Origin of the sequence: Sphingomonas sp. 1F27F7B (assembly GCF_005503355.1) — a bacterium.
GTDB lineage: Bacteria > Pseudomonadota > Alphaproteobacteria > Sphingomonadales > Sphingomonadaceae > Sphingomonas.
In genome coordinates, this window is record NZ_SCMK01000012.1 from 16,144 (window position 1) to 38,725 (window position 22,582).

A 22,582-nucleotide genomic window follows, 5' to 3' on the forward strand; every position below is an offset into this window, starting at 1 on the left:
GCGGGGATGACGGGGTTTGCTGAACGAGTCTTGGCCCTAGGCGGCCACCCGCCCAGCCTGAATGAACGGCGCGATCACCCCCATCGCCCGCTCGACATGGCTGTCCTTCTCCCCCACCGGCGCCACATAGTGGATCGCCGCCCGCGCATCCTCGAGCGCGGCGCCCCGTGCGATCATCCAGCTCGCCAGATATTGCGAGGCCAGGCAGCCGCCCGCGGTCGCGACATTGCCATGCGCCACGAACGGCGCGTCGATCACGTCGACGCCCGCCTCGATCACCCAGGGCTTGGTGTTCAGGTCGGTGCAGGCCGGCAAGCCACCGATCAGGCCGAGCTTCGCCAACAACAGCGTGCCCGAACATTGCGCCCCGATTAGCTGGCGCGCCGAATCGAGCCGGATTCGCGCGAGCATCTCCGCATCCGCCACGATCTCGCGCGTACGGATACCGCTGCCGATCAGCACGGCATCAGCCTCGGTGGCGAACTCCAGCGGCTTCTGCGCGGCAACCGTGACGCCATTCATCGAAGTGACCTGCTTGGTCGGGCAAGTGATGTGCGCCTGCCATCCCTTGGGTCTCAGCCGGTTCAGGATCGCCGCCGCGACAAAGCTATCGAGCTCGTTGAATCCGTCGAACGTCAGCACCGCGATCTGCACCTGGGGACCTCCCGTGAAATCTGCCCGAACCCATCCTATCAGGCGCGGCGCAACCATGCATTAATCGCCTCGGCCCTAGGGTCGAGGCGTGGCTGTTCCTGCAAGAATTCCCGTACTGATGATCGGCTCGCTTCTCGCGACGGGCTGCACCTCCGCCGAGGTCAATGGCCTGAACTCAAAGGACAACCTGCACTGTGCGGCCGTGCTGGGCGTGGCGGGCCAGAATGCGGAGCGTGGCAACGCGCCCGCCGAACGGCGTCGTGCGCTCTTCGTCGGCAACTCCTGGTACAGCCAGCGCGTGGCTCGCGAAGCGCTTGAAACGCCGGAGGCAAGCCAGGCCGCGGCACGGGCCCGGCAGGGCGGCGCCGGAATCGAACGACTCGCCACGGCCTGCCTCGACCGCGCCTCCCGCCACCCCGCCTTTGCGGGGTTCAGCCGCAGGATCGGCGCAGTCTATGACGAAGCCGCCGCCGCGCATCGGCGCTGAGTGCCAGGTTCGACATCCGCCCATCTCACCCGGCGCACGGCCCGGGTGACGGCTATTTCCTCCCCCGCGCCGGCTTGGCCAGGTTCGCCGCCACCGCCTCGCGGATCAGCGCCTTCAGCGCGGCCGCGTCGATCGCCTCGCCTTCATGGATGTCGATCGCCCGCCGCGTGTTCCCTTCCAGGCTCGAATTGAACAGCCCCGTCGGGTCGGCCAGCGCCGCGCCCTTGGCGAAGGTCAGCTTCACTGCCGCCTTGTAGGTCTCGCCGGTGCAGAGGATGCCGGCATGCTCCCACACCGGCACGCCCCGCCACTTCCACGTCTCCTCCACTTCGGGGTCAGCCTCGTGGATGATCCCCCGCACCCGGGCGAGCGCCGCCCCGCGCCAGTCGTCCAGCGCGGCGATGCGGGCGTCGATCTGCTCGGCGGCGGTCTTGTCTTCGCTCATGCGTTCCTCGCGAGATAAGGTAACGCGAACAGGTACAGCCCCGTCGGGAGCAGCACCAGCAGCGGTATCACCGCCACCAGGCCCAGCCAGGTCGCGTTGGCCCCCGCGATCAGGGCGACGATGTTCGCGATCGCCGCGATGCTGAAGACGATTCCGGTCCAACGGTGAATCTGACGGATCATGGCTTGCCTCTCCCATATGCATAACCAGTTGGCTATGCATTTTCCATAACCATCAGGTTATGTATGCGTCAAGCGCAGGAAAAAGGGCCGAGGCGTTGCCGCCCCGGCCTCTCTTTTCCCGATGGGAGAGGGAAACTCGTTCAGCGCGAAGCCAGGCGCACGCCCGGCCTGGCCCAGGCCGCCAGCGCATCGCCCGCGCCGGCGCGCACGAAGCAGGTCTGGCCGCTCGCCTTCACCTGGCGGCACAGCGCATCGGCGTCGCCGCGGGCATAGCCGCCCACCGACAGGCGATAGAAATTGCCCGCCTTGGTCGCGACCTTGGCGCCATAGGGCGTCTGGCCCGAAAGCGCCGGCACCCGGTTGCCGAGGCGGCTCCACGCGTCGCGGGCCACCGCCGGGCTCGCATAGGCACCGAGCTGGACATAGAAATTGCCGTGCGCCGGCCTGGCCGACGGCTTCTCGATCGCCGCCGGCGCGCGGGCGCTCAGCGAAACCTTCTCGGCCGCCGGCGCACGCACCGCGACGGCCGGAACCGCCTGCACGACTTCCGCGCGCGGGCCGAAGACGACCCCGGCATTGGTGCCGGCGACCGGCGCGGCCTCGGCCAGGGCGACCGGGGCGGCTTCCGTCATGGGCGGGGCGACGCCGGCCTCGGCGGCCACCGCCTGGGCATTGGCCGGCACGCCGGGCATGTAGCTGTCGACCGCGTCCTGCGTCGACACGGTCTGCACGGGCTGGGTTGCGGCGGCGGCGAGCATCACATTCTGCTGCGCGAGCGCAAGGCGGGCCGGCTGGCCGGCATCCTGCACCGGCGTCACGCCCAGCAGCGCAGCGACCTGGTCATAGGCGTTGACCGGGCGGGCGAAGGTCACCCATTGCATCATGCGCGCGCCGATCTGGTCGGGCGCCACATCGACCGAGGCGACCTGCTTGGCCTCGGCCCAGCGGCCGGAGAGCGCGAGCGCCAGCGCCAGGTTCTGGCGAGTCTTGGCAGTGGCGTCCTCGGCGCGGGCGGCGGGGCCCAGTATCTCGACGGCCTTCACCGGATCGCCGGCCAGCGCATAGGCCAGGCCGCGATCGGCGGCGGGGATCATGTCCTCGTGGCTTTGCAGCATCGCGCGCGCGCCGGGCCAGTCGCCGCCGGCGATCTTGGCGAGAACGAGGTTGAGCGCCGCATGGCCGTCGCCCGGATTGAGCGTCAGCGCATCGGCCAGCGCCTGGTTCGCCGAGGCGAAGCGGCCAGCGAGCAGATAGGCCTGGCCCAGCAGCGCGCGATAATCGGCATTCTGCGGATCGTTGGCCACCGCCGCCTCGGCATGGCTCACCGCCTCGCCGGCCTTGCGCTTGGCGATCGCCTTGCGCGCGGCTCCGGCTTCCTGCGCCGCTTTCTTCGCATTGGCCGCATCGGTCGCGAAGGCCGAGAGCGCGAAGCCCTGGGTCGCGATGCCGGCCGCCAGCGTGCCGCCGGCTGCGAGCGCCGAGAGACCGATCACGAGCTTGCTACGGGTCTTCATCATCCGTTCCTTCAACGGTTCCCGGCCGGGCCGACCTGACGCGCGAGCGTCTCGACCTCGGTCAGCGATTCGAGAAAGGCGTCGAGCGCCTCGGTCACGAGCTGCTGCGCCGAACGATTGGTGACCGCCGATGCGAGGCGCAGGCGCAAATGCCGGTCATTGTCGAGGCGGAGCGTGAACGCCGCCTTGGATTTCTTCGCCACTTCGCGGGCCAGCCGTTCCGCGGCGGCCGGCGGCAGGGCAGGACGCGGCGCGACCGGAGCCGGCTGCGGGGCGGCCACCGGAGCAGGCGCGGCGGCCGGCTCGGGCGCGCTGAACCGCTCGTCGAGCTGCTCGATCTGGCGCAGCACCTGCGGCTTGGGCTGCGGTGCGGGCACGGGTTCGGCCGCGAACTGCTGGGCATGGACATGCGCATGGGCATGATCCTCGCCCATGTCGTTCCAGCCGAGATCTTCCTGGGCAGTCGCCGGGTTGAGGCCGACGAAACCCTGCGGGCGCATCGCCGGGCGCGCCTGGCCCTTGCGGGCGAGCAGGCTCGACGAGAGCGAGGCGGTGGGCTTGGGGGTGCCGAACATCAGCTCACCACCCTGCGGCCGAAGCCGCCGGCCGGGCGCGGCGCGCCGAACTGATTGACCGCGGTCGGCGCCGCGAACACGGTGCGGCGGAAGTTCTTCTCCAGCCGGTCATTGATATAGGTCCACAGCGCCTCGACCTCGGCGGCCGAGCGGCTGTTCGGATCGACTTCCATCACGGTGCGGCCGTCGATCATCGAAGCGGCGAAGTCGGTGCGGTGGTGCAGCGTGATCGGCGCGACCGTGCCGTGCTGCGAAAGCGCCACCGCAGCCTCGCTGGTGATCCGCGCCTTGGGCGTGGCGGCGTTGACCACGAAGATCAGCGGCTTGCCCGCGCGGTCGCACAGATCGACCGTGGCGCCCACGGCGCGCAGGTCGTGCGGCGACGGGCGCGTCGGGATCACGATCAGCTCGGCAACGGCAATCACGCTCTGGATCGCCATGGTGATGGCCGGCGGCGTGTCGATCACCGCCAGCTTGAAGCCCTGCTGGCGCAGGATCTCGAGGTCCGAGGCGAGCCGCGCGACCGTGGTCTGCGCGAAGGCCGGAAGATCCGTCTCGCGCTCGTTCCACCAGTCCGCCAGCGAGCCCTGCGGATCGATGTCGATCAGCACGACCGGGCCGCACCCGGCCCGTTCCGCCTGCACGGCGAGATGGCCCGACAAGGTCGTCTTGCCGGATCCGCCCTTCTGCGATGCCATCGCGAGAACGCGCATGAACCCCCTCGAAATACCAGTTACCCGAGGGTGGGCATGCCATGCCGGCGTCTAAGAATGCGTTAACGGCGTTCCGCTCCGGGATTCCGCCTACCCCTCGCCGGGTAAGGATTTCTTTCACAAACGATGGTTAACTGGCATTTATCCAATCTTGCCGGGGCGGGAGTCGAAAGGTCGCATGAAGCTTCTCGAGTTGATCGCTGTTGCCGGAATGGCGCTCGCCGCCCCGCCCGCGCTCGCGCAGGAGAATCCGGTCAAGGCCGGAGTCGAGGCCTGGGAGCGCGGCGACTATAAGGGCGCCGTCGATCGCTGGCGCGGCCCGGCGATGAAGGGCGATGCCGACGCGCAGTTCAATCTCGGCCAGGCCTATAAGCTCGGCCGCGGCGTTGCCGCCGACCTGAACCAGGCCGAGCTCTGGTACGCCAAGGCCGCCGCCCAGGGCCATGAACAGGCGGAGGCGAGCTACGGCCTCGCGCTCTTCACCAACGGCAAGCGCGACAAGGCGGCGCCCTGGCTCCAGCGCGCTGCCGGCCGCGGCGATCCGCGTGCCCAGTATGTGCTCGGCACGATGTATTTCAACGGCGACGTGGTCCAGAAGGACTGGGTGCGCGCCTATGCGCTGGTCACCCGCTCCTCGCAATCGGGCCTCGCCGAAGCCTCGAGCGCGCTCGCGCAGATGGACAAGTACATGACGGTGCAGGACCGCCAGGCGGGCCTCACCCTCGCGCGCAAATATGAGGACGAGGCAAACCGCGCGCCCCTGCTCGGCGCCGAACGGCCCCCGGTCGAGGTGGCGGCGGGCACGGCGCCGCCGCGTACCGCTCCCGTCCGTACCCCGCCGCGCACCGGCAGTGCCACCCCGCCGCCAGCGCCCGTCAAGGTTGCCGCGACAGCGCCGCCTCCCGCCGCCCCGATCCGCGACGGCGGCTGGCGCCTCCAGCTCGGCGCGTTCGGCGATCCCGCCAATGCCCGCAGGCTCTGGAGCCAGGTCGGCGGCCGCTTCCCGGGCCGGCAGGTTGCCTATGTGAAGGCAGGCACCCTCACCAAGGTGCTGGTCGGCCCCTTTGCCAGCCGCGGCGAAGCGGCGGGCGCCTGCCGCGGCGTCAGCCCTTGCGTGCCGGTGAGCCAATAGTCATATCGCGCCTGCAACAGAGATGCGTGTAGGGGCGTTCGAGCATGATGATCCGTTTCCTCGCGCTCGCGCCGTTGCTCGCCATCGCCCTGCCCGCGCATGCACAGGAAGACGAAGCCAAGCCGCCCCGCCGCTATCGCGTCTCGCTCGGCCCGCAGCTCTCGCCCAATTATCCCGGGGCGGACAAGCTTCAGCTCACGCCGATGGTCGATGTCGCGGTCGCGCGCGGCGATACGCCCTTTCCCTTCATCGCTGCGGACGACAGCTTCGGCTTCGCTGCATTCGAGGGCGGCGGGTTCGAGATCGGTCCGGCCGCGAATTTCCAGGGCTCGCGGCGCCGCAGCGAAGCCGGCGCCCCGATCGACGAAGTCAGCACCACGATCGAACTGGGCGGCTATGCGCAATATTGGCTCGCCAGGTCGCTGCGGCTCCACACCGAGCTGCGCAAGGGGATCAACGGCCATAAGGGGCTGATCGGCGGTGTCGGGCTCGACTATGTCGCGCGCGACGGCGACAAATGGCTGGTCTCGATCGGGCCGCGCGTCACGCTGTCCGATGCGAAATATCGCCGCGCCTATTTCGAAGTCACGCCCGCCGTCGCCGCCCGCACCGGCCTGCCGGTCTATCCCGCCGATGGCAGCGCGGTGCAGGCGCTCGGCATCAGCTCCACCGCGACCTGGCAATTCTCGCGCCGCTGGGGCCTGTACAGCTATGCCCGCTATGATCGCCTGGTGGGCGACGGCGCCGATTCCCCCCTTTCGCGCGGGCCGATCGGCAGCCGCAACCAGCTTTCCGGCGGCCTGGGCCTCAGCTTCACCTTCGGCAAGGGCGTGCGCTGACCCGTTCAAACCGGAAGGGACCCGTGGTGATGGAAGGCACGCTGCATCCCTTTGGCGAGGATATCTGGCTGGCGGACGGCCCGGTCGTGGCAGTCGCCGGCTTTCGCTACCCGACGCGGATGGCGGTGATGCGGCTGCCGGGCGGCGCGCTCTTCCTCTGGTCGCCGATCGCACTCACCGATGGCCTCCGCCACGCAGTCGCGGCGCTGGGCGAGGTCCGCCATCTCGTCGCGCCCAACACGCTGCACGATCGCTTCCTGGGCGAATGGCAGCGCGCCTTTCCGCAAGCCGCGCTGCACGCCCCGCCCGGCCTCGCCGCGCGGCACCCCGGCCTGAACTTCGACGATGACCTGACGGACAGCCCCGGCTTCGCCTGGGACGGCGAGATCGACCAGGTCGCGATCCCGGGCAATCGGATCGCGACCGAGCTGGCCTTCTTCCACCACCCGAGCCGCACGCTGCTGTTCACCGACCTGATCCAGCACCTCCCTTCGGGCTGGTTCACCGGCTGGCGCGCGATCGTCGCCCGGCTCGACGGGATGACCGCGCCCGAGCCACGGGTCCCGCGCAAGTTCCGCTACGCCTTTTCCGATCGCCCCGCCGCCCGGGCCGCGATGCGGCGCGTCCTCGCTTGGCCGGCGGAGCGCCTCGTGATCGCGCACGGACCGCCGATCGAGCAGGACGCCCGTGCAGTGGTGGCGCGCGCCTTTCGCTGGCTGGGGGTTTAGCCGACAGGGATCGAGGCCGATATCTTTCTCGCGCTGCCGTCCGCTTCCCCTCCTCCCCGTTCTCGCGTCATCGCAATTCTCTCGTCATCCCCGCGCGGGCGGGGATCCAGGGCCTCACAGGATGCCGCCCCGTTACCCTGGGCCCCCGCCTTTGCGGGGATGACGGGAAGGAAGTGGGGCCATGGAAGGCGACAACAGGAAAGACTTGGCTATTCTTCCTTCAGTGGATCGAAACCCCAGTCCTCTGCGAGATCACGCCATGTCGGATTGCTCTCTTCGATCAGCTTGAGTTTCCACGCGCGATTCCATTTCTTGATCCGCTTCTCGCGGATGATCGCGGGCTCCATTTCCGCATGGACCTCGAACCAGACGAGACGCTTGCAGCCATGTTCCCTGGTGAAGCCATCGAGCATGCCGGTACGATGCTGGTAGGTGCGGCCAGGCAGGTCGGAGGTGACTCCGGTGTAGAGCGTGCCGTGCGCCCGCTCGCCATGATATAGACAGCTGGAGTACGATCCATTCGCGCCGGCTAGCATCGCTTGAACGCCGAGGCTTGGACGTGTTCGTCATAGCGACGCCTAATCGTATCTTCGCTTCCGTTCCATCGCCTCTGTTCCATCGCCCAACCTCCTTCCCGTCATCTCCGCGAAGGCGGGGATCCAGGGTAATGCGGGATATCGGCGCCACCGCGCGAACGCCTCTGGAGAGGACGGGGCCTGCCACAGCAGCTCCGCACCTGGCCCTGGATCCCCGCCTGCGCGGGGATGACGAAAGAAATCAAGGCCTTGATCGAGGCTTGACCCTAGGAAACAACCCAATCCTTCGCCGCGATCCCCTGCGCATAGAGCAGCGCGGTCAGGTCGCCATGGTCCACGCGCACGCCCGCCGCCGCCGCGACGATCGGCTTGGCGTGATAGGCCACCCCCAGCCCGGCCGCGCGGATCATCGCCAGGTCGTTGGCGCCGTCGCCCACCGCCAGCGTCTCCCCCGCGGCCAGCCCGCGCTCGCCGCGCACCGCCACCAGCGTCTCCAGCTTGGTGTTGCTGTCGACGATCGGTCGCTCGACCGTGCCGTCCAGCGCGCCGTCCGCGATCACCAGCCGATTGGCGATCGCGTAGTTGAAGCCGATCTCCGCCGCCACCGGCTCGGCGAAGCGGGTGAACCCGCCCGAGACCAGCACGCAAGTCGCGCCGCGTGCGCGCATCGTCCGCACCAGCGCCTTCCCGCCCGGCATCAGCTTCACCCGCTCCGCCAGACACTGTTCGATCGCCCCTTCGGACAACCCCTTCAGCAGCGCCACCCGCGCATCGAGCGCCGCGCCGAAATCCAGCTCGCCGCGCATCGCCCGCTCGGTAACCTCGGCGATCTGCGGCTTGATCCCGGCATAATCGGCCAGCTCGTCGATGCACTCGACGGTGATCATCGTGGAGTCCATGTCGGCCACCAGCAGCTTCTTCGCGCGCCCTGTGGCCGGCTGCACCGCCACGTCGGTCGCGGGGAACGCGCCCTCCAGCGCCGCGCGCGCCGCATCGGGATGCATCGCGAATTCCAGGTCCGCCGCCACACCCTCGTCCAGCCAGCGCCAGCTTCCGGGCGCGCAACGCACCGCAGCCAGCCGGTCGCCCGCCTCGGAAAGCTGCCCTGCGGTCAAACCCTCTGCTATAAGCGTCGCAATGAACATCGGATCCCCTGGCCTGCCTTTGGTGGCGCTCATCGCAGGGCCGACCGCGAGCGGCAAGTCCGCGCTCGCGCTCGCGCTCGCGGAAAAGCATCGCGGCACCGTCATCAACGCGGATTCGATGCAGGTCTATGCGGATCTGCGCGTGCTCACCGCCCGCCCCACCGTGCAGGAAGAAAAGCGCGCGCCGCACCGCCTGTTCGGCCATGTCGACGGGGCGGAGGCCTATTCCGCGGCGCGCTGGGCGGCCGAGGCGCGCGGCGCGATCGCCGAAGCGCATGCGGCGGGCCGCCTCCCCATCCTGGTCGGCGGCACCGGCATGTATCTGCGCACCCTGGTGGAGGGGATCGCGCCGGTGCCCGAGATCGATCCGGAGATCCGCGCCGCGGTGCGCGCCATGGCCGTCGCCGACGCGCATGCCGAGCTCGCCCGGTGCGACCCGGAGACCGCGGCCCGGCTCAAGCCCGCCGATACTGCCCGGGTGTCGCGCGCGCTCGAAGTCGTCCGCTCCACCGGCAAGTCGCTCGGCGCATGGCAGGCGCAGCGTCACGGCGGCATCGGCGGCGAGGTCCGCATCGCCGCGACGATCCTCCTTCCCGACAGGACCTGGCTCGCCGACCGGATCGACCGGCGCTTCCGCCACATGGTCCAGGTGGCGCAGGGCGAAGTCGCGGCGCTGCTCGCCCGCACCGACGTGCCGCACGACGCCCCCGTGCTGCGCGCGATCGGCGTGCGCGAGATCGGCCTGGCGCTCCAGGGCGAAAGCAATTTCGAGGAAGCCCATTTCGCCGGCTCGCTCGCCACCCGCCACTATGCCAAGCGCCAGTACACCTGGTTCCGCCGCCAGCCGCCGCCCGAATGGGAGCGCACGGATGAGACACAAACGAACAGACTCGTTGAACGATTCGAAACAAAATTACTATAATGCGGCTTGACGCGTAGTTTTCGTGCAGGTAGCAGCGCCCTTCGGCGGTGCATCTTGCACTGCAACCAACGGAGGCCGATGTGACCGAGAAGAGTGGAGCAGACATCCTGATCGAGACGCTGTGCGATCTCGGTGTGGAAGTCGTGTTCGGCTATCCCGGCGGCGCGGTGCTTCCGATCTACGATGCCATCTTCAAGCAAGATCGCATCAAACATATTCTTGTCCGCCACGAACAGGCGGCGACCCATGCGGCCGAGGGCTATGCCCGCGCGACCGGCAAGCCTGGCGTTGTGCTCGTCACCTCGGGCCCGGGCGCGACCAACGCAGTCACCGGCATCACCGACGCGCTGATGGATTCGATTCCGATGGTCGTGATCACCGGCCAGGTCCCCACCGGGCTGATCGGCACCGATGCGTTCCAGGAGGCCGACACGGTCGGCATCACGCGCCACTGTTCGAAGCATAATTATCTGGTGAAGGACCCCGCCCGGCTCGAGCCGACGATCCGCGAGGCCTTTTACATCGCCACCTCGGGCCGGCCGGGCCCGGTGGTGATCGACATTCCCAAGGACGTCCAGGTCGCGACTGCCAGGCGCGGCGAAAACGCCCCGATCTCGCACAAGACCTATCGCCCGCAGATCGAGCCCGATGCGGCGGCGATCGAGAAGGCGGTCGACATGCTGGCCGCGGCCGAGCGCCCGATCTTCTATACCGGCGGCGGGATTATAAACTCCGGTCCCGAAGCTGCGCGCCTGCTGCGCCAGCTCGCCGATATGACGGGCGCGCCGGTTACATCGACGCTGATGGGCCTCGGCGCCTTCCCCGCCTCGGACGACAAGTGGCTGGGAATGCTGGGGATGCACGGCACCTATGAAGCCAATCTGGCGATGAACCAGGCCGATCTGATCATTGCCCTGGGTGCCCGTTTCGACGACCGTGTGACCGGTCGTCTCGATGCCTTTTCGCCGAACAGTGCGAAGATCCACGTCGACATAGACCGTTCGAGTATCAACAAGAACGTCCGCGTCGACCTGCCCATCGTGGCGGACGTCGGTTCGGCGCTCCGGGCGATGCTCGATACGTGGAACCTTCGCCAACATCCCCGTCCCGACCTGTCTGAATGGTGGAGCCGCATCCAGGGCTGGCGCCAGGTGGGCTGCCTCGACTTCCAGGAAAGCGATCCCCGGGTCATCATGCCCCAGCGCGCGATCCGCGCCCTGTGGGAAGCGACCAGGGACAAGGCCCCGATCATCACCACCGAAGTCGGCCAGCACCAGATGTGGGCGGCCCAGCACTTCCACTTCGACGATCCGAACAAGTGGCTGACCTCGGGCGGCCTGGGGACGATGGGCTATGGCCTGCCGGCCGCGATCGGCGCCCAGCTGGGCAATCCGGACGCGCTGGTGATCGACATCGCCGGCGAAGCCTCGATCCAGATGAACATCCAGGAGCTGGCCACGGCGACCCAATATCGCCTGCCGGTCAAGATCTTCATCCTGAACAACGAATATATGGGCATGGTCCGCCAGTGGCAGCAGCTGACCTATCAGTCGCGCTATTCGGAGAGCTACAGCGACGCGCTGCCCGATTTCGTAAAGCTGGCAGAGGCTTATGGCTGGAAGGGCATCCGCATCGAGACGCGCGACCAGCTCGACCCCGGCATCGCCGAGATGCTCGCGCATGACGGGCCGGTGCTGGTGGATTGCAGGGTGGCCAAGCTCGCCAACTGCTTCCCGATGATCCCGTCGGGCGCCGCCCATACCGAAATGCTGCTCCAATCGGCCGAAGTCTCGGGCGAGATGGACGACGAAGCCAAGGCGCTGGTCTGACCCCATGCACATCAAGGAAGAAGCAGTCGAGCGGCACACGCTCGCCGTCATCGTCGACAACGAGCCGGGCATCCTTGCCCGGATCGCCGGCCTGTTCACTGCGCGCGGCTACAACATCTCGTCGCTCACTGTGTCCGAGATCAGCGACGACGACCTGATCAGCCGGATCACCATCGTCACCGAGGCCTCGGCCCCGGTGATGGAACAGATCATCGCCCAGCTCGAGCGGCTGGTGCCGGTGCACAAGGTGACCGACCTCACGGCCTTCGGCCCGCATGTCGAGCGCGAGCTGGCGCTGGTGAAGGTGGCGGGCACCGGCGAGCACCGGATCGAGGCCCTGCGCCTCGCCGAAGTGTACCGCGCCCGTGTGGTCGACGCGACCACTTCGAGCTTCGTCTTCGAAGTGACGGGCGGATCGGAGAAGCTGGACAAGTTCGTCGAGCTGATGCGCGATCTTGGCCTGGTCGAGGTGGCCCGCACCGGCATCGTCGCGATCGCGAGAGGGGCCGAGGCGGCCTGAGTTTTTCATTCCGTCACCCCCGCGAAGGCGGGGGGCCAGAGTCACGAGCGGTTCGGCCTGTTGCCCTGGATCCCGGCCTTCGCGGGGATGACGATCACAAAGGGAAGAGAAAGAAATGCGTGTCTATTATGATCGCGACGCCGATCTGAACCTGATCGCCGGCAAGAAGATCGCCATTCTCGGCTATGGCTCGCAGGGTCATGCCCATGCGCAGAACCTGCGCGACAGCGGGGTGAAGGAAGTCGCCATCGCGCTCCGCCCCGGCTCGGCCTCGGCGAAGAAGGCGGAGGGCGCCGGCTTCAGGGTGCTGCCGAACAAGGAAGCGGCCGAATGGGCCGACATCCTGATGATCCTCGCGCCCGACGAGCATCAGGCGGCGATCTGGGAGAACGACATCAAGGGCAATCTGCGCCCCGGCGCCGCCCTCGCCTTCGCGCACGGCCTCAACATCCATTTCAGCCTGATCGAGCCGCCGGCGGACATCGACGTGATCATGATCGCGCCCAAGGGCCCCGGCCACACCGTGCGATCGGAATATGTCCGCGGCGGCGGCGTCCCCTGCCTGATCGCGATCCACCAGGATGCCAGCGGCAACGCGCACGACCTCGCACTTGCTTATGCCTCCGGCGTCGGCGGCGGCCGCTCGGGCATCATCGAGACCAATTTCCGCGAGGAATGCGAGACCGATCTGTTCGGCGAGCAGGCCGTGCTGTGCGGCGGCACCACCGCGCTGGTCCAGGCCGGGTTCGAGACGCTGGTCGAGGCCGGCTATGCGCCCGAAATGGCCTATTTCGAGTGCCTCCATGAGCTGAAGCTCATCGTCGACCTGATGTATGAGGGCGGCATCGCCAACATGCGCTATTCGATCTCGAACACCGCCGAATATGGTGACATCAAGACCGGTCCGCGCATCATCACCGAGGAAACCAAGAAGGAAATGAAGCGGGTGCTGGCCGACATCCAGTCAGGGCGCTTCGTCAAGGACTTCGTGCTCGACAACCGCGCCGGCCAGCCCGAGCTCAAGGCCAGCCGCATCGCCGCCAAGCGCCACCAGATCGAGCAGGTCGGCAGCGAGCTGCGCGCGATGATGCCCTGGATCGGCGCCAACAAGCTGGTCGACCAGACCAAGAACTAAGGAGAGGGCGTGCGGCGCCGGGCCTCAATAGGGGCCCGGCGCCAGCCGCTGCGACAGCCACCAGATATTGCCCGCGGGATCGCGAAGCCCGCCCTGCCGGTCGCCATAGACCCGGTCGCCCACTTCGCTTTCCATCGCCCCGCCCGCCGCCACGCCGCGCGCCATCGCCGCGTCCGCATCCTCGACATAGAGATAATAGGTGCCGCGGGTCGGCTCGCGCCCCTCGCCCACCTCGCTCACCATGATGATGGTGTCGCCGAAACGCAGCTGGGCATTGCGGACCACGCCGTCGGGCGTCTGGTGCACGCCGACGATCTCGCCGCCCAGGCCCCGCACCAAAAAGTCGAGATAGGCCCGCGCCCCATCAACGAAGAGATAGGGAAACAGCGTGGTGAAGCCGGGTGGGACGTGCATCCTTTCCTCCTTCGGGACGGTTCCCGGCGCTCGATATCGAACTATAAGCATCGTCAACGTAGCGAGAAAAGGGGGCTGACTTGAACGAGACGGACGAAGGCCGGGGCGGCGTCAATCGCGTGGAAGCCTTTTCCGACGGCGTGATCGCGATCATCATCACGATCATGGTGCTCGAGATGAAGGCGCCCGAGGAGCACGGCCTCGCGCATCTCTGGGCGCTCTGGCCGGTCTTCACCGCCTATGTGCTCAGCTATGCCTATGTCGCGATCTATTGGGTGAACCACCATCGGCTGTTCGCCCATGCCTCGCGGATCACCAACGATCTGCTCTGGGCCAACATCGCCCTGCTCTTCACCTTGTCGCTGGTGCCCTTCGCCACTGCCTATCTGGGCGAGCAGCATTTCAGCCATGACGCGACCCTGGTCTATATGTGCGTGATGATGCTGCCGAGCTTCGCCTATGTGTGGCTCCAGTCGGTCATCCGCCGGACCGGCCGCCAGGACGAGGCCGCCCAGGCCTATCACCACCGCACCCTGCGCAAGGGGGCGGTCGCCTCGGCCATCTATCTCAGCGGCATCGCTCTCACCTTCGCCTCCCCCTGGGCCGGCCTCGCCTGCGCCGCGGTGGTGGCGGTGCTGTGGTTCCTGCCCAAAAGCCCGGTCGACGCGCTGTTCGGGGAGTGAAGCGCCGCCGGGACGGCCGGCATCGCCCCCTTCCGGCGACGGACAGGTGCACCCGAAGGCAAGGCTTCACCCGCACGCGCGCTTCCGGCTAAGGGTCCCGCCTATTTCGGGGGATTTCATGACGGAACCAACACGCCGACGCCGCGCTGCGCCTTCAGCGAAGCGGCAGGACGACATCGAAACGGATCCCGCCCCCGACGCCGCGCCCGCACGGCCCGAAGGCATTCGGCTGGGCAAGCGGCTGACCGAATATTTCTCCGTCGTGACAGCCGCTTCCTTCGCGCTCTCGATCCTCGCGAACCAGGCGGTCTTTGATCGCTGGGGCCTGAATTTCCTCCAGCTCGCGACATTCGCCGATGTCGCGATGTCGGGCCTGTCGCTTCTGTTCTTCACCATTCCTCTCGCCATCGCGTTCCTCGCCGCATGGTTCGTCGGCGGCTTCCGGGGGCGGCTGCGCTGGCTGCGGCGCATCGCGCTAGGCCTTGCCGGCTTCGTGTTCGTCCTCGGCATCTGGGGCCTGTCACGGGCCCAGGCCGACCCGGGCGCGGCAGCGGCGGCGTCGACGGGCGGCGTCGTGGTTGTGGGCTTGCTCAGCCAGGCCGCGCTGCGCGTTCGACGGCACCGGACTTTCCGTGCGGGAATCACCGCTGCGGCAACGCTCGTTCTCGCAGCGTTCACGCTCTTCCAGACCATTGCCTACACCGTGCAGAAATACCAGGTCGGCGGCTATTCCGGGACGGCCCCGCTCTATCGCATGTCCGCCATACCGGACTGCGCCGGGCGCGCCCTCTGGACGGGCGAACGGGCCGTCGTGCTCGATTGCGATCGCAAGGGCGATCCGCGGGATATTCGAGTGATCTTCGGACAGGATAGCAGCGCGTACAGCCCGGTCAGGCCGCACGCCGCCCAGTGAGGGAAGCACCACCCCGGGCGCTCACGCGGTCCGCATGCGAAAAGGGCGCCCCGGTCTCCCGGAGCGCCCTAATCCCTGGTCGATGGCCCGACCTTAGAAGCCGAAGCGCAGCCGCGCGCCATAGAAGCGCGGATAGCCCGGATAGCCGTTATAGTTGCCGGTTTGCTCCGGCACCGCGAAGCCCGAGATGAAGTAGAAAGTGTTGGTCAGGTTCTCGACGAACACTTCGCCGCGGATCTTCCCGTCGTTCGACTGCAGGCCGATCGAGCCGTTGATCAGCCCATAGCCCTCGTTGCGGATCGCCGTGTGACCGGTCACCGGATCGGGGTTGCTCGACGGGATGTCGACTTCGCTGTTGTAGCGGGCATCCATATGGATGAGCCCCTTGAGTCCGCTCGTGATCTGCGGTTCCCAGGTCACCGAGCCGGTCACCGTGTGCTTCGGCTGGTTCTGGAACTGGCGGCCTTCCTGGCCCTGCAGCGGCGTGCCCGTGAAGTTGTTCGACTTGGAATATTGGGCGTCGATATAGCTGTAGCCCAGCTGGAAGGTCAGGTTCTTGGACGGCCGGATCGTCGATTCGATCTCGACGCCCTTCGAGACGCTCTTGGGCACGTTCTGGACGACGAAGTTGTTGCCCGAGAACACCAGCGACTGCAGGTTGTAGAAGTTCATGTAGAAGGCGGCGATGTTCAGCGAGAAGGCGCGGTTCGGGCTGAACTTGGTGCCGATTTCGAAGGCGTCGTTGGTTTCCGCCCCGAAGCGCAGGTCGCGGCCCTGCGGACCGTTGCCGCCGAGCAGCACCGAGTCGAAGGTCGCCTGATCGAGGTTGTAGCCGCCCGACTTGTAGCCGTGATCGTAGCTTCCGTAGATCAGCAGCTTGTGCGAGAGCTTGTAGGCCAGCTTCACGGTGCCGGTGATCTTGTCGTCGGTGAAGCTGTCGGTGTAGTTGCCGTTGAACTCGGTGTTCACCGCCGGATTGCAGCTCAGCAGATACAGGTTGTTGAAGATGCCGAGCTGCTTGAGCAGGCTGGCATAGGCCGTCGCCGCCGGATTGCCCGCCCGCACCTGGTTGAAGAAGGTGCAACTGCCGGTGTTGTTGTTGATCGACGCGTTCATCGCCTTGCGCTCATGGTTCCAGCGCGCGCCGAGCGTCAGCGAGAAATTGTCGCTGATGTTGATGATGTTGTGGGTGAACAGCGCGAAGGCATCGGTCTTCACGCCGAACTGGTCGTTGTTGTTGCCCTGGCCGGCGGAGGCGCCCGGCAGCGGCGAAGCGGCCAGCGCGGCGAGGCCGGGGATCGGCGTCGACGGGAAGCCCGGGATCACGCAGAGGCTGCCCGGCGCCGTGCCCGCCTGGGCCCGGAAACAGCCGACCAGCGGCGCGAGCGTGGCGCCATAGACCGCCTGGAGCGCCGGCAACGAGTTGGGCACCGCCGGATTGAGGAACACCGCGCCCGGCGTCGGCACCGTCGGCCCAAGCGAGCCGTAGAACTGCACCTTGCCGCCGAAGGACGGGCCGGCGAGCGCGTTGAACACCGAGTCGACATACAGATTGGCGTCGTTGCCCACGCGCACCGTGTCGGTAAGGTCGTTCTGCTCGTGCAGGTAGAAGCCGCCGACGAGCCAGTCGAGCACGCCGCCAAAGGCCGAACCCTGGAAGCGGACTTCCTGGGTGAAGTCCTTCAGCCGGGTCTTGTAGCCGTCGCGATAGGCACGATCGATGCCCGAGAAGTCGATGTCCTGGCTGCGCAGCGCGCGCCAGTCGCGATAGGCAGTGATCGAAGTCAGCTTGACGTCGCCCAGATCCCAGTTGAGCTCGCCCGAAAGACCCCAGTCCTTCACCTTCTCGCCATAGTTGCGATTGGGCGACGCGGCCTGGATACGGTCGCTGGGCGCGCCGGTGTAGATGCCGACCCGGCCCTGCGCCGCGGCGATGCCGTTGATCACCTGGGCGATGCCGCCGCGCACGACCGAAACGGTGGCGCAGCAGACTTCGTTGGTCTCGTAATAGTCGCCGATCAGGCGGAAGGTCACGTCGCCCTTGTCGAGCAGGGCCTGGCCGCGCAGCGCCCAGCGATCGATATCGTTGAAGCGGCGGTCGCTATTGGCGTCCTTGATATAGCCGTCGCGCTTGCGATAGCTCCCGTCGAGGCGCAGGGCGAGGCCGTCGCTCACCGGGCCGGTGATCGCGCCCTTGACGCCATAGGCATTGTAGTTGCCATAGGTGCCCTCGACATAGCCATGGGTCTCGAACTGCGGCATCGCGGTGTAGATGCTGAGCGCGCCGGCCGAGGTGTTGCGGCCGAACAGCGTGCCCTGCGGGCCGCGCAGCACTTCGACACGCTCCAGCTCGGGCAGCTCGGAGATGGCGACGCCGGCGCGGGCGCGGAACACGCCGTCGATGAACACGCCGACCGCCGGCTCGAAGCCCGGATTGTCGCCGCCGGTGGTGATGCCGCGCAGATAGATGGTGGTGCCGGTCGCAGAGGACTGGCCGGTCGAGCTCTGGATCGACGGCGCGAGCTGCTCGAGATCGCGGATATTGTCGACGCCCGCATTCTGCAGCTCGGCGGCACCGATGGCGGTGATCGCGATCGGCACGTCCTGCACGGTCTCGTTGCGGCGGGTCGCCGTCACGACGATCTCGTTGGCCGAGGTATATTCCTGGCTGTCGTCCGCGGCGGGCGCCGTCGTGGTCTGCTGCTGGGCAAAGGCGGGCGTCGCGAAGAACAGCGTGAGCGCAGTCGCCGCGAGCAGGTCGAGCTTCTTCATCGGGTGCATCCCCCTCCTTGGGCGCCGGCCGGCTGCTACCGGTCACGGCGTTGCTTTTATCGCGAACGAAACTAACGCTGCATTTTTCAGCCCGTCAACGGGGATAAGGGCCGGAACTCCGCAGTTTCCTGCCGTTTTTCTCGATGAGATACAGTTGAGCCACACCCGGTTTCTGCAAGAACGGCAGATGCCGTAGCGTAAAGCCCGAAAGTCGCGAGGAAGAGAAGAAAATGGTGCATGATCACGAGGGCCCCGAAGATGGCGACATCGTTGCGCCATCGGCGAAAATTCCGGTCCCCGCCGAAGTTTCGGACGCGATCCGCACGCTGATCCGCTGGGCCGGCGACGATCCCGCGCGCGAGGGACTGCTCGACACGCCGCAACGCGTCGCCCGCGCCTGGAAGGAATATTGCCAGGGCTATGGCGAGGATCCCGCGCATCACCTGGGCCGCGTGTTCGAGGAAGTGGGCGGCTATGACGACATCGTCCTGTTGAACGGTATTCCGTTCCAGTCGCACTGCGAGCATCACATGGCCCCGATCACCGGCAAGGCGTCGATCGCCTACCTCCCCAAGGACCGGGTCGTCGGCATCTCGAAGCTCGCGCGCGTGCTGCACGGCTTCGCCAGCCGGCTCCAGGTGCAGGAAAGGCTCACCGCGCAAGTCGCGGACTGCATCTGGGAGCGCCTGCGGCCCCAGGGCGTGGCGGTGGTGATCGAGGCGACGCATGGCTGCATGACCGCGCGCGGCGTTCGCACGCCGGGTGTCGGCATGGTCACCAGCCGGATGATGGGCGTGTTCCGCGACGACGAGCGCAGCCGCCAGGAAGTGCTCAAGCTGATGGGCTATTGATGCGGATATTGGTCACCGGCGGCGCGAGGCGGATCGGCGCGGCGATCGCCCGTCGGCTGGCGCTGCGCGGCCATGCCGTGGCGATCCATCATCACCATGCCCCCGAGGAAGCCGAGGCCCTGCGCGCGCAGATCGAAGCCGAGGGCGGCAGCGCCTGCGTGGTGAGCGGCGAACTGGCCGAGGCCGGGACCGCCGCCGCGCTGATCGAAGCGGCCCGGAATGGGCTGGGCGGCGCGGTGGAAGGGCTGGTCAACAACGCCTCCCAATTCGCCTGGGACGCCCTGCCCCTCTCCGACTTCGCGCTGCTCGACCGGCACATGCGCGTGAATTGCGGCGCGCCGGTCGCGCTCGCCTCAGCGCTGGGGGCGCAGGACGATCTCGATCAGGGCGCGGTGGTCAACCTGCTCGACCAGAAGCTCGCCAACCTCAATCCGGATTTCCTCACTTACACGCTCAGCAAGGCGGCGCTCGCCACCGCGACCGAGCTGCTTGCCCGCGGCCTGGCTCCGCGCATCCGCGTCAACGCAGTCTCGCCCGGCCTCACGCTCCCGAGTCTCGACCAGACGGCCGAGGAGTTCGCCGACCATGCCCGGCAGAACCTGCTCCAGCGCCCCGTCGCGCTGGCCGACATCGCCGCCACCGTCGAGCATCTGCTCACCACCCGGAGCATCACCGGGCAGAATGTCTTCGTCGATTGCGGCCAGCGCTTCCTGCAGCGCGACGGCGACGTGATGTTCGAAGGCCGGGAGCGTCCCATTGGCTGAATACACGATCCTGCTCGACGGGCTCGAAGTGGCGATGGGTCTGGGCATCCATCCCGAGGAACGCGCCGCGCCCCAGCGCGTGACGCTGCACGTCGCAATGACGTGCCGCTATCCCGCGCCGCCAGAGGACCGGATCGACGCGGTGGTCGATTACGACTTTCTGCGCACCGGCATCCACGCGCTGGCGGAATCGCGCCATTTCGAGCTGCAGGAAACGCTCTGCGAGCAAGTCGCGGCGCTGGCATTGGCAGACGAGCGGGTGATCCGCGTCACCGTTCGCTCCATGAAGCTCGACATCTATCCGGACGCGCGCATCGGCTGCGAACTGACCCGGGATCGGCCGAAAGCTCAAACAAATATCTGATTTCCCTTCGTCATCCCGACCCTGAGCCGGGATGGCGAAGGAAGAATATGGCCGCCTGGCCTGGACTGAGAACCCAAACAAGTATCTGACGTTCCTTCGTCATCCCCGCGCAGGCGGGGATCCAGAGTTATGCGTGGAGCGGGTGCGGCACATCCTGCCCTCTTCGGACGGCGTTCGCATGATGGCGCCGGTATCCCCTGCTACCCTGGATCCCCGCCTGCGCGGGGATAACGGAATTAGCTGAATGAGCCCCAACCTAGGCCCGGTTCGCCGCGCTGAGCACCGCCCGGACGGAGGCAGTCGCGATGTCCGCATCGATGCCCACGCCGAACACCGTGCGCCCGTCGGCGGTCCGGCATTCGACATAGGCCGCGGCCTGCGCATCGGCGCCATGGCCGATCGCATGCTCGCTATAGTCGACCACGTCGAGCGCCGGCCCGGTCGTGCCCGCCAGCGCGTCGATCACGCCCGAGATCAGGCCGTTGCCGCGCCCCGAGATCGAGCGCGCTTCTCCGTCCACCGCGATCCGGCCGACGAACACGCGCTGTCCGGCGGCACCGGTCTCCTCGTAATCGACCAGCGCGAAACGATCCTTCTCGCCCGGCAGATAGGTCTGCTCGAACCGGCCCCAGATATCCGCCGCATTGAGCTCGCGGCTGGTCTCGTCGGCCAGCGCCTGGACGTGGCGCGAGAAATCCGCCTGCATCCGCTTGGGCAGTTTCAGCCCCCTGTCCTGCTCGAGCACCCAGGCGACGCCGCCCTTGCCCGATTGCGAGTTCACCCGGATCACTGCCTCATAGTCGCGGCCCAGGTCCTTGGGATCGATCGGCAGATACGGCACGTCCCAGAATTCGTCGTTGCGCGCTTCCTGCGCCGCGAAGCCCTTCTTGATCGCGTCCTGATGGCTGCCCGAGAAAGCCGTGAACACCAGGTCGCCGGCATAGGGGTGGCGCGGGTGGACGGGGATCTGGTTGCAATATTCGACTGTCTGGATCACTTCGTCGATGTTCGAGAAATCCAGGCCCGGATCAACGCCTTGCGTGTACATGTTGAGCGCCAGCGTGACGAGGTCGACATTGCCGGTGCGCTCGCCATTGCCGAACAGGCAGCCCTCGACCCGGTCCGCGCCCGCCAGCAGCCCCAGCTCCGACGCGGCGACGCCGGTGCCGCGGTCGTTGTGCGTATGCAGGCTGATCACCACCGTTTCGCGGCTTCGGATGTTGCGGCAGAACCACTCGATCTGGTCGGCATAGATGTTGGGCGTCGCCGCCTCGACCGTCGCCGGCAGGTTGAGGATCAGCGGGCGCTCGGTGGTCGGGCGCAGGATATCCATCACCGCCTCGCAGACCTCGACCGAGAAATCGAGCTCGGCGGTGGAGAAGGTCTCGGGGCTGTATTCGAAATGCCAGTCGGTGTCGGGCTGCCTGGCCGCCTCGTCGCGCAGCACCTTGGCGCCAGCCACCGCGATCGCCTTGATCTCCTCGCGGCTCATCCCGAACACGATGCGGCGCCAGGCTGGCGAGACGGCGTTGTAGAGGTGGACGATCGCCTTCCTGGCACCCTTCAGGCTCTGGAAGCTGGTCTCGATCAGGTCCTGGCGCGACTGGGTCAGCACCTGGACGATCACGTCGTCGGGGATCCTGTCCTGCTGGACCAGGCCCGAGATGAAGTCGAACTCGGTGGCGCCGGCGCTGGGGAAGCCGACTTCGATCTCCTTCACGCCCACCTTGCAGAGCAGCTCGAAGAAGCGAGTCTTCTTCTCCGCGTCCATCGGGTCGATCAGCGCCTGGTTGCCGTCGCGCATGTCGGTCGACAGCCAGCGAGGCGCCTTGGTGATGGTGCGGCTCGGCCATTGGCGGCCGGGCAGGTTTACCTGGGGGAAGGGACGGTATTTGATGGACGGATCGCGCAACATGACAGCTCTCTCTCGGCTGGAGACTTGGTTCTCAATCGTGAAGTGCCCTTAGGGGCGTGCGCATATGCGTCCGGCCCCTAAGGGCGGATAAGTCGCAGACCAAGAAGCGCGCGGGTCGTCATGTCGGGCTCCCTTAGACAAGCCCGCGCAGCCTTGTCCACCTTACATTACGTTTACCATTGCCGTATTTTCGTTTTCCGTCGCCGCGGGCGCTTCCTCCGCAACATTGTTGCTCGCCGCCACCGGCTCGGGCGTCTCGCTCGCCCTCGGGCTCGGCGTGGCGACGATCTCGGCCATGGGCGGCGGTTCGGAATAGTTGGTGCCGATGGTCCCGCCACCGCCGCAGCTCGTCAGAATCAGTAACCCGCCGAGCACCAGACCGCGCATCCCGCCTTCCCCTTTCGCCGTGAAATTCCACGATAGCACGGCACTTTGCCCTCTCCTACCGGCCGTTTAACCCCACTTATCCCCGAAATATCGCTCTCCGAGCCCGTCTCGGCGCATCTGCTCTCTAGACAGACGCGATTCTGCACGATCAAAGGGTTGCAGG

Annotated in this window: 25 protein-coding genes; 13 read left to right on the forward strand and 12 right to left on the reverse strand. The window is 67.2% G+C overall.

Annotation, left to right across the window (positions count from 1 at the left end; all coding sequences use genetic code 11):
• Window positions 1-36: 36 nt before the first annotated feature.
• Window positions 37-654, reverse strand: a complete 618-nt coding sequence (locus FFS08_RS12455) for a DJ-1/PfpI family protein (RefSeq protein WP_137862223.1) — start codon at window positions 652-654, stop codon at window positions 37-39.
• A 118-nt stretch (window positions 655-772) separates the two neighbouring features.
• On the opposite strand from FFS08_RS12455, the gene FFS08_RS12460 reads away from it, so the two are divergent.
• Window positions 773-1,141, forward strand: a complete 369-nt coding sequence (locus tag FFS08_RS12460; protein WP_137862224.1) for a hypothetical protein — start codon at window positions 773-775, stop codon at window positions 1,139-1,141.
• Between the two features lie 52 nt (window positions 1,142-1,193).
• Here FFS08_RS12460 and FFS08_RS12465 read toward each other — a convergent pair whose 3' ends face one another.
• The 5 genes from FFS08_RS12465 to FFS08_RS12485 form a co-directional block, all read right to left on the reverse strand.
• On the reverse strand, window positions 1,194-1,586 hold the full coding sequence (locus tag FFS08_RS12465) for a DUF1801 domain-containing protein (RefSeq protein WP_137862225.1): 393 nt from the start codon (window positions 1,584-1,586) through the stop codon (window positions 1,194-1,196).
• On the reverse strand, window positions 1,583-1,768 hold the full coding sequence (locus FFS08_RS12470) for a hypothetical protein (protein ID WP_137862226.1): 186 nt from the start codon (window positions 1,766-1,768) through the stop codon (window positions 1,583-1,585). The genes FFS08_RS12465 and FFS08_RS12470 overlap by 4 nt, the downstream gene beginning before the upstream one ends.
• 140 nt (window positions 1,769-1,908) lie before the next feature.
• The gene (locus tag FFS08_RS12475; protein ID WP_137862227.1) at window positions 1,909-3,282 is read right to left on the reverse strand and encodes an SPOR domain-containing protein; all 1,374 of its coding nucleotides are present in this window, start codon (window positions 3,280-3,282) and stop codon (window positions 1,909-1,911) included.
• Window positions 3,283-3,293: 11 nt separating this feature from the next.
• Window positions 3,294-3,857 carry a hypothetical protein gene (locus FFS08_RS12480; RefSeq protein ID WP_137862228.1) on the reverse strand — a complete coding sequence of 188 codons (564 nt, stop codon included), beginning with the start codon at window positions 3,855-3,857 and terminating at the stop codon, window positions 3,294-3,296.
• Window positions 3,857-4,570, reverse strand: a complete 714-nt coding sequence (locus FFS08_RS12485; protein ID WP_137862229.1) for an AAA family ATPase — start codon at window positions 4,568-4,570, stop codon at window positions 3,857-3,859. The genes FFS08_RS12480 and FFS08_RS12485 overlap by 1 nt, the downstream gene beginning before the upstream one ends.
• Window positions 4,571-4,748: 178 nt before the next feature.
• On the opposite strand from FFS08_RS12485, the gene FFS08_RS12490 reads away from it, so the two are divergent.
• Genes FFS08_RS12490 through FFS08_RS12500 form a run of 3 tightly spaced genes read left to right on the forward strand, consistent with a single transcriptional unit; the run spans window position 4,749 to window position 7,269 of the window.
• The gene (locus FFS08_RS12490; protein WP_137862230.1) at window positions 4,749-5,702 is read left to right on the forward strand and encodes an SPOR domain-containing protein; all 954 of its coding nucleotides are present in this window, start codon (window positions 4,749-4,751) and stop codon (window positions 5,700-5,702) included.
• A gap of 44 nt (window positions 5,703-5,746) precedes the next feature.
• Window positions 5,747-6,541: a MipA/OmpV family protein gene (locus FFS08_RS12495; RefSeq protein WP_137862231.1), complete on the forward strand. Its 795-nt coding sequence runs from the start codon at window positions 5,747-5,749 to the stop codon at window positions 6,539-6,541.
• Window positions 6,542-6,570: 29 nt separating this feature from the next.
• Window positions 6,571-7,269 (forward strand): DUF4336 domain-containing protein, encoded by a 699-nt coding sequence (locus FFS08_RS12500; RefSeq protein ID WP_137862232.1) that lies wholly within the window; start codon window positions 6,571-6,573, stop codon window positions 7,267-7,269.
• A 209-nt stretch (window positions 7,270-7,478) separates the two neighbouring features.
• On the opposite strand, the gene FFS08_RS12505 is transcribed toward FFS08_RS12500, so the two are convergent.
• Window positions 7,479-7,805 (reverse strand): GIY-YIG nuclease family protein, encoded by a 327-nt coding sequence (locus FFS08_RS12505; protein WP_331483873.1) that lies wholly within the window; start codon window positions 7,803-7,805, stop codon window positions 7,479-7,481.
• A gap of 266 nt (window positions 7,806-8,071) precedes the next feature.
• The gene (gene serB / locus FFS08_RS12510) at window positions 8,072-8,950 is read right to left on the reverse strand and encodes a phosphoserine phosphatase SerB (RefSeq protein WP_137862233.1); all 879 of its coding nucleotides are present in this window, start codon (window positions 8,948-8,950) and stop codon (window positions 8,072-8,074) included.
• Between serB and miaA the strand changes: the two genes are divergently transcribed.
• The 4 genes from miaA to ilvC all read left to right on the forward strand — a co-directional run bounded on the left by miaA (window position 8,943) and on the right by ilvC (window position 13,356).
• Complete coding sequence (miaA, locus tag FFS08_RS12515; protein WP_137862234.1) at window positions 8,943-9,872, forward strand: tRNA (adenosine(37)-N6)-dimethylallyltransferase MiaA; 930 nt, start codon at window positions 8,943-8,945, stop codon at window positions 9,870-9,872. The genes serB and miaA overlap by 8 nt on opposite strands.
• 80 nt (window positions 9,873-9,952) lie before the next feature.
• Window positions 9,953-11,701, forward strand: a complete 1,749-nt coding sequence (gene ilvB / locus FFS08_RS12520) for a biosynthetic-type acetolactate synthase large subunit (protein ID WP_137862235.1) — start codon at window positions 9,953-9,955, stop codon at window positions 11,699-11,701.
• Between the two features lie 4 nt (window positions 11,702-11,705).
• The gene (gene ilvN, locus FFS08_RS12525; protein WP_086128979.1) at window positions 11,706-12,221 is read left to right on the forward strand and encodes an acetolactate synthase small subunit; all 516 of its coding nucleotides are present in this window, start codon (window positions 11,706-11,708) and stop codon (window positions 12,219-12,221) included.
• Window positions 12,222-12,336: 115 nt separating this feature from the next.
• Window positions 12,337-13,356, forward strand: coding sequence for a ketol-acid reductoisomerase (ilvC, locus tag FFS08_RS12530; RefSeq protein WP_137862236.1), 1,020 nt, complete (start codon window positions 12,337-12,339; stop codon window positions 13,354-13,356).
• A 24-nt stretch (window positions 13,357-13,380) separates the two neighbouring features.
• Here the strand turns inward: ilvC and FFS08_RS12535 are convergent, their stop codons facing one another.
• Complete coding sequence (locus FFS08_RS12535; RefSeq protein ID WP_137862237.1) at window positions 13,381-13,770, reverse strand: VOC family protein; 390 nt, start codon at window positions 13,768-13,770, stop codon at window positions 13,381-13,383.
• Between the two features lie 80 nt (window positions 13,771-13,850).
• On the opposite strand from FFS08_RS12535, the gene FFS08_RS12540 reads away from it, so the two are divergent.
• Window positions 13,851-14,453 (forward strand): TMEM175 family protein, encoded by a 603-nt coding sequence (locus tag FFS08_RS12540; protein WP_137862238.1) that lies wholly within the window; start codon window positions 13,851-13,853, stop codon window positions 14,451-14,453.
• 46 nt (window positions 14,454-14,499) lie between these two features.
• Window positions 14,500-15,366, forward strand: a complete 867-nt coding sequence (locus FFS08_RS12545) for a hypothetical protein (RefSeq protein WP_137862239.1) — start codon at window positions 14,500-14,502, stop codon at window positions 15,364-15,366.
• Between the two features lie 93 nt (window positions 15,367-15,459).
• On the opposite strand, the gene FFS08_RS12550 is transcribed toward FFS08_RS12545, so the two are convergent.
• On the reverse strand, window positions 15,460-18,138 hold the full coding sequence (locus FFS08_RS12550; RefSeq protein ID WP_137862240.1) for a TonB-dependent receptor: 2,679 nt from the start codon (window positions 18,136-18,138) through the stop codon (window positions 15,460-15,462).
• 230 nt (window positions 18,139-18,368) lie between these two features.
• Here FFS08_RS12550 and folE point away from each other — a divergent pair, with 230 nt between their 5' ends.
• The 3 genes from folE to FFS08_RS12565 are packed head-to-tail and all read left to right on the forward strand — an operon-like array spanning window position 18,369 to window position 20,117.
• A complete protein-coding gene (gene folE / locus FFS08_RS12555; RefSeq protein WP_137862241.1) occupies window positions 18,369-18,989 on the forward strand; it encodes a GTP cyclohydrolase I FolE in 621 nt (206 codons plus the stop codon).
• Window positions 18,989-19,753, forward strand: a complete 765-nt coding sequence (locus tag FFS08_RS12560) for an SDR family oxidoreductase (protein ID WP_137862242.1) — start codon at window positions 18,989-18,991, stop codon at window positions 19,751-19,753. Before folE ends, FFS08_RS12560 begins: the two co-directional genes overlap by 1 nt.
• Entirely contained in the window at window positions 19,746-20,117 is a 372-nt protein-coding gene (locus FFS08_RS12565; protein WP_137862243.1) for a dihydroneopterin aldolase, read from the forward strand. Before FFS08_RS12560 ends, FFS08_RS12565 begins: the two co-directional genes overlap by 8 nt.
• 256 nt (window positions 20,118-20,373) lie before the next feature.
• Here the strand turns inward: FFS08_RS12565 and leuA are convergent, their stop codons facing one another.
• Both leuA and FFS08_RS12575 read right to left on the reverse strand, forming a co-directional pair.
• Window positions 20,374-22,032 carry a 2-isopropylmalate synthase gene (gene leuA, locus FFS08_RS12570; protein WP_137862244.1) on the reverse strand — a complete coding sequence of 553 codons (1,659 nt, stop codon included), beginning with the start codon at window positions 22,030-22,032 and terminating at the stop codon, window positions 20,374-20,376.
• Between the two features lie 162 nt (window positions 22,033-22,194).
• On the reverse strand, window positions 22,195-22,419 hold the full coding sequence (locus FFS08_RS12575) for a hypothetical protein (RefSeq protein ID WP_137862245.1): 225 nt from the start codon (window positions 22,417-22,419) through the stop codon (window positions 22,195-22,197).
• Window positions 22,420-22,582: the final 163 nt, after the last annotated feature.